Annotated in this window: 5 protein-coding genes; 3 read left to right on the top strand and 2 right to left on the bottom strand. The window is 74.0% G+C overall.

The window, feature by feature from the left end; all coding sequences use genetic code 11:
• The 3 genes from ACWGB8_RS37345 to ACWGB8_RS37335 all read left to right on the top strand — a co-directional run.
• Positions 1-400, top strand: a 400-nt coding sequence (locus ACWGB8_RS37345; protein ID WP_452218116.1) for an NUDIX hydrolase, incomplete at its 5' end; no start/stop codon positions are given.
• 98 nt (positions 401-498) lie between these two features.
• Entirely contained in the window at positions 499-1,059 is a 561-nt protein-coding gene (locus ACWGB8_RS37340) for an NUDIX domain-containing protein (RefSeq protein WP_452218115.1), read from the top strand.
• 129 nt (positions 1,060-1,188) lie between these two features.
• Complete coding sequence (locus ACWGB8_RS37335; RefSeq protein WP_452218114.1) at positions 1,189-3,207, top strand: acetoacetate--CoA ligase; 2,019 nt, start codon at positions 1,189-1,191, stop codon at positions 3,205-3,207.
• 70 nt (positions 3,208-3,277) lie between these two features.
• Here the strand turns inward: ACWGB8_RS37335 and ptsP are convergent, their stop codons facing one another.
• Positions 3,278-4,948, bottom strand: coding sequence for a phosphoenolpyruvate--protein phosphotransferase (gene ptsP / locus ACWGB8_RS37330; RefSeq protein ID WP_452218113.1), 1,671 nt, complete (start codon positions 4,946-4,948; stop codon positions 3,278-3,280).
• A 361-nt stretch (positions 4,949-5,309) separates the two neighbouring features.
• A complete protein-coding gene (locus tag ACWGB8_RS37325; protein WP_452218112.1) occupies positions 5,310-5,759 on the bottom strand; it encodes a PTS sugar transporter subunit IIA in 450 nt (149 codons plus the stop codon).
• Positions 5,760-6,302: the final 543 nt, after the last annotated feature.

Here is a 6,302-nt window from a genome sequence, read left to right as displayed (position 1 = left end):
GGACATCCACGGGGGTGGCGTCGACGGGCCCACCGGCCCCCGAGCCGACCGGCCCGCGCCGATCGAGCTCGCCTTCGACCACGCCCGCATCCTCGCCGACGGCCTGGACCGCGCCCGCGCCAAGATCGAGTACAGCCCGCTGGCCACCGCCTTCCTCCCGCACGACTTCACCATCCCCGAGCTGCGCGCCGTCTACGAGGGCGTCTGGTCCGAGAAGCTCCACCCGGGCAACTTCCACCGCAAGGTGCTCTCGGTGCCCGGCTTCGTCGAGAGCACCGGCACCACCACCGAGCGCGGCGGCAGCCGCGGCGGCCCCCGTGCCCGCACCTACCGCGCCGGCGACGCCCGGCTGCTCCACCCCGCGCTGCTCCGGCCCGCCCAGGCCGACGGCTGCCCATGAGGCGCGTCCCGTGACAACGCGTCCCCTGAACGGCGTCCCCCTGACCGGCATCCCGTGACCGCCACCCCCGCCCGGCCCACCGCCACTACCATCCGGGCATGACCACTCAAGAGGCGAGCAGGACCAGCCCCCGGCCGAACTCCCACTGCCACTGGTGCGGCACCCCCTACCCGGCCGGCACCGCGACCTGGCCGCGCACCTGCCCCGGCTGCACCGAGATCAGCTACCGCAACCCGCTCCCCGTCGTGGTCGCCCTCCTCCCGGTCGACCTGCCCGGCGGCGACCGCCGCCTCGTCGTCATCCGCCGCACCATCGAACCCGGCTACGGCGAGCTCGCCCTCCCCGGCGGCTACGTCGACTACGGCGAGAGCTGGCAGCAGGCGTGCGTCCGTGAACTGCGCGAGGAGACCGGCATCCCCGCCGACCCCGCCGACGTCACCCTGGTCTCCACCGCCTCCGACACCGGCGGCGGCTTCCTCTGTCTCTTCGGCCTCCTCCCCGCCCGACCCCTCGACGCGCTGCCGCCCTCCAAGCCCACCGACGAGACCGACGGCTGGCAGCTCGCCGACCCCGGCACACCGCTCGCCTTCGAGTTCCACACCCGCGTCGCCCACACCTGGTTCGCCGGCGGCTACCCGCCCCCCGCCCCGCACAACTGACCAGGTCGGGCGCCGGGCAGACCCTGGCGCACCGACCGATCACATGGCAGGGTCTGCACCGACAGCCCCAACCCGGACGGGCCCTGCCACAAGCGGCCCCGTCCCGACCACCGGCCGGGAGACACCACCGTGAGCACCCCACCCCAGGACCAGCCGCTCTGGCGCCCCACCCCCGCTCGCGCCGCAGCCACCACCCTGGTGGCCTTCCAGGCCTGGGCCGCCGAGCACCACGGCGCACCGGCCGCCCCGCTCGCCCCCGCCCCCGACGACGACGAGGCCGCCCGGCGCTACGCCGACCTGCACGCCTGGTCCACCGAGGACCTCGACCGCTTCTGGACCGCGGTCACCCAGTGGTTCGACGTCCGCTTCACCACCGCGCCCGAGGCCGTCCTCGCCGACCCCGCCATGCCCGGCGCCCGCTGGTACCCCGGCGCCCGCCTCAACTACGCCGAGCACGCCCTGCGCCACGGCGAGGACCCGCAGAACGCCGACAAGCCGGCCGTCCTCCACCTCGACGAGACCACCGAGCAGCCCGCCGTCCTCACCTGGGCCGAACTGCGCCGCCAGGTCGGCTCGCTCGCCGCCGCCCTGCGCGCCCGCGGCATCGGCCCCGGCGACCGCGTCAGCGCCTACCTGCCCAACGTCCCGCAGGCCGCCGTCGCCCTCCTCGCCACCGCCGCCGTCGGCGCCGTCTGGACCAGCTGCGCCCCCGACTTCGGCGCCCGCAGCGTCCTCGACCGCCTCCAGCAGATCGAACCCGCCGTCCTCTTCGCCATCGACGGCTACCACTACGGCGGCAAGGACCACGACCGCACCGAGGTCGTCGCCGAAATCCGCCGCGAACTGCCCAGCCTGCACACCGTCGTCCACGTCCCGCTGCTCGGCGCCCCCGCCCCCGAGGGCGCCCTGCACTGGGACGACCTGGTCGCCGCCGACACCGAGCCGGTCTTCGAACCCGTTCCCTTCGACCAGCCGCTCTGGGTGCTCTACTCCTCCGGTACCACCGGCCTGCCCAAGGCCATCGTCCAGAGCCAGGGCGGCATCCTCCTCGAACACCTCAAGCAGGCCGCCCTCCACCTCGACCTCGGCCCCGAGGACCGCTTCCTCTGGTACACCTCCACCGGCTGGATGATGTGGAACTTCCTCCTCGCCGGCCTTCTCGTCGGGTCCACCGTCGTCACCTACGACGGCAGCCCCGGCCACCCCGACACCGGCGCCCTCTGGTCCGTCGCCGCCCGCACCCGCGCCACCGTCCTCGGCACCTCCGCCGCGTACGTCATCGCCAGCCGCAAGGCCGACCTGCACCCCGGCCGCGAGCTCGACCTCTCCGCCGTCCGCTGCATCGGCACCACCGGCTCCCCGCTCCCGCCCGACGGCTTCCGCTGGATCTACGACGAGGTCAAGCCCGACGTGTGGCTCGCCTCCGTCAGCGGCGGCACCGACGTCTGCTCCTGCTTCGTCGGCGGCGTCCCCACCCTGCCGGTCCACCTCGGCGAGATCCAGGCCCCCTGCCTGGGCGCGGCCGTCGAGTCCTGGGACGTCCAGGGCCGCCCGCTCACCGACGCGGTCGGCGAACTCGTCGTCACCAAGCCGATCCCGTCCATGCCCACCGGCTTCTGGAACGACCCCGACGGCGCCCGCTACCGCGACAGCTACTTCGAGATGTACCCCGGCACCTGGCGCCACGGCGACTGGATCACCGTCACCTCGCGCGGCACCGTCGTCATCCACGGCCGCTCCGACTCCACCCTCAACCGGCAGGGCGTCCGGATGGGCTCCTCCGACATCTACGAGGTCGTCGAGCGCCTCCCCGAGATCGCCGAATCCCTCGTGATCGGCCTGGAGGAGCCCGACGGCGGCTACTGGATGCCGCTCTTCGTCGTCCTCGCCCCCGGCGCCGCCCTCGACGACGCCCTGGTCGGCCGCATCCGCACCTCGCTGCGCACCGAGCTCTCCCCGCGCCACGTGCCCGACGAGGTCATCGTCGTCGACGGCCTCCCGCACACCCTCACCGGCAAGCGCATCGAGGTCCCGGTCAAGCGCCTGCTCTCCGGCACCCCGCTGGAGCAGGCCGTCAACCCGGGCTCCGTCGACAACCTCGACCACCTGCGCTTCTTCGAGCAGCTCGGCCGCTCGCGCCGCGGCTGACCCGGACACGCCGGAGGGGCCCCTCCACGACCAGCGTGGAAGGGCCCCTCCGGCACACACCCGCGGGCGACTACTCGCCCGACAGCACCTGCTGCGCCGCGGCCCGCGCCTCCTCGGCACTGTCCGCCGCCCGCGCCGCCTCCGCCGCCCGCCGGCACTGCGCCAGCGTGTACGTGGCGAGTGCGCTCCGCACGTACGGGATCGACGCGGCGCCCATCGACAGGCTGGTCACCCCGAGGCCGGTGAGCACACAGGCCAGCAGCGGGTCGGACGCGGCCTCGCCGCAGACCCCGCAGCTCTTCCCGGCCGCCCGCGCGGCGTCCGCCGACAGCGCCACCAGGTCGAGCAGCGCCGGCTGCCACGGGTCCTGCAGCCGGGCCAGCGCACCGACCTGCCGGTCGGCCGCGAAGGTGTACTGCGCGAGGTCGTTGGTGCCCAGCGACAGGAACTCGACCTCCTGCAGGATCGAGCGCGCCCGCAGCGCCGCCGACGGGATCTCCACCATCGCGCCGAACTTGGCGTTCAGCCCGGCCTCCCGGCACGCCTGCGCGAAGTCCCGGGCGTCCTTGCGGTCGGCCACCATCGGGGCCATCACCTCAAGGTGCACCGGCAGCCCCTCGGCGGCCTTCGCCAGCGCCCGCAACTGGGTCTGCATGACCTCCGGGTGCTCCAGCAGCGTCCGCAGACCGCGCACGCCGAGCGCCGGGTTCGGCTCGTCCGACGGGGTCAGGAAGTCCAGCGGCTTGTCGGCGCCCGCGTCCAGCGCCCGGACCACGACCCGGCCCTCCGGGAACGCCTCCAGCACCGTCCGGTACGCCTCGACCTGCTTCTCCTCGCCGGGAGCCTTCGCCGAGTCGTCCAGGAACAGGAACTCGGTGCGGAACAGGCCGACGCCCTCCGCACCCGCCTCCAGCGCGGCCGGCAGGTCGGCCGGGCCGCCGACGTTGGCCAGCAGCGGCACCTTGTGCCCGTCCGAGGTCTGCCCGGGACCGGACGTGGCGGCCAGCGCGGCCTTCCGCTCGGCGGCGATCCGGCGCAGCTCGTCCTGCTTCTCCTCGGACGGCTCCACCAGCACGTCGCCCGAGCTGCCGTCGACCGCGACCACGGTGCCCTCGGCCACCTCGGCCGCGCCGGGCAGTGCCACGACGGCCGGCACGCCCATCGCCCGCGCCAGGATGGCGCTGTGGCTGGTCGGCCCGCCCTCCTCGGTCACGAACCCGAGCACCAGCGTCGGGTCCAGCAGCGCGGTGTCGGCCGGCGCGAGGTCCCGCGCGAACAGCACGTACGGCTCGTCGCTGTCCGGCACGCCCGGCATCGGCACGCCGAGCAGCCGCGCCACGATGCGGTTGCGCACGTCGTCCAGGTCGGCGACCCGACCGGCCAGGTAGTCCCCGGCGGAGGCCAGCAGCGCCCGGTACGCGGCGAACGCGTCGTAGATCCCGCGCTCGGCGCTGCTCCCGACGGCGATCCGGCGGGACACGTCGGCCATCAGCTCCGGGTCCTGCGCCATCAGCGCCTGGGCCTCCAGCACGGCCTGGGCCTCGCCGCCGGCCAGGTTTCCCCGGGCGACGAGGTCCGCGGCGACCGCCTCGACGGCGGCCTGGGCGCGGGCCTGCTCGCGCGGAGCGTCCTCGGTCGGGATCTGGGTGGCGGGCGGCTCCAGCACCGCCGTCCCCATGTGGCGCACCTGGCCGATCGCGACACCGTGGCTCACGCCCACGCCGCGCAGGGTCTTCTCCATGTCACTGTCTCCGCATGTCCGCTGGTCCGCTTGTCGGCTTGTCGGCTTCGAGATCGCGGGCCCTGCCGCGAACCGCTCTGGGCCGGGACGCCCCGGCCGAGTCGGGTCGGCGGGGCGGGATGGGGGGTTGGCTCGGCTCGGCCCCGTCGGCCCCCGGGGCTCCGGGCCGTCCGGGTCCGCGGCCGAGGGTGTCGGGATCGAGGGTGTCGGGATCGAGGCCGGGCTCCGCGGGCCGGCTCCGGGACGGCCCCTCGCGGGGGTCCGGAGCCGGCCGACGGTGTCCACCGGCGCGCGCCCGAGCCCCGGGCGCCGAGCGGGCCCGGGGGCGGGGGATAACAGAGGGGCGCGATCGCCCGGTACGTCAGCTCCAGGCGAACAGGGCGTCGCCGACGGCGACCTCCCCGCTCTCCACGACGTCACCGAGCGCGTCGGCGGCGGCCTCCAGCGCGACGATCGGCGAGATCGGCGACTTGCCGGCCGCCTCGACGGCAGCGGGGTCCCACTTGATGACGGCCTGGCCGCGCACCACGGTGTCGCCCTTGCCGACGAGCAGCTCGAAGCCCTCGCCGTTCAGCTGCACGGTGTCGATCCCGAGGTGGGTCAGCACCCCGTGGCCGTCCGCGTCCACCACGACGAACGCGTGCGGGTGCATCGACACCACGACACCGTCCACCGGGGCGACCGCCTCGGTGGGTCGGCGCACCGGGTCGATGGCGGTGCCGGGACCGACCATCGCACCGGCGAAGACGGGGTCGGGCACCGCGGCGAGCCCGACGGCGCGGCCGGTGAGCGGCGACGTCACAGTGGTCATGGTTTGAGCCTCCCAAGTGCGCAGTACAGCGTGCAGCCGCGTACAGCGGCAGGACATCGACTGAAGCGTAAATCATGTCAACTTCGGACATCTGCTGACATACCAGCGTGCAGACGCACCCGCGCGAAGGGCCACACCCGTCCGTCCCGACCCGGCACCCGCGAGGCGCGCCGGCTTCCCCGGACGCCCCTGGACGGGCCGTTCGTCGGCCGCAAGTGGTCTAGTCCTCTCGGTCGATGCGCCGCACTCTACAGGCATCTTGGCGAATCCGGACCATTGCTGTATATGCTCGCGAGAGCAACAAATGGTGCCGCCGGACGGGTGACACCCGGTGCGGCCCGATTCGCACTCCGGCGGACGACCCGCTATGGTTGGCCGAGTCGCCGCAAGACGACGGTTAACAGCAGGTTTCAGATTCGAAAAGCGCCGGTTAAGAGCTGGCAAACGGATCTGATAAGCTGGAAACACGAAAGAACGAAGCGCCCGGAGGGCCCGCTGGAAGGCGGTCCGAAGGAAGTGTCCGTTCCTTGAGAACTCAACAGC

Source organism: Kitasatospora sp. NPDC054939 (genome assembly GCF_053610105.1).
This window is presented reverse-complemented; position numbering and strand designations above follow the sequence as displayed.

What these genes read in the sequence shown, in the direction of transcription:
- ACWGB8_RS37325 (WP_452218112.1), bottom strand. Translation starts at nt 5,759, where the DNA reads ATGACCACTGTGACGTCGCCGCTCACCGGCCGCGCCGTCGGGCTCGCC.
- ACWGB8_RS37340 (WP_452218115.1), top strand. Translation starts at nt 499, where the DNA reads ATGACCACTCAAGAGGCGAGCAGGACCAGCCCCCGGCCGAACTCCCAC.
- ptsP (WP_452218113.1), bottom strand. Translation starts at nt 4,948, where the DNA reads ATGGAGAAGACCCTGCGCGGCGTGGGCGTGAGCCACGGTGTCGCGATC.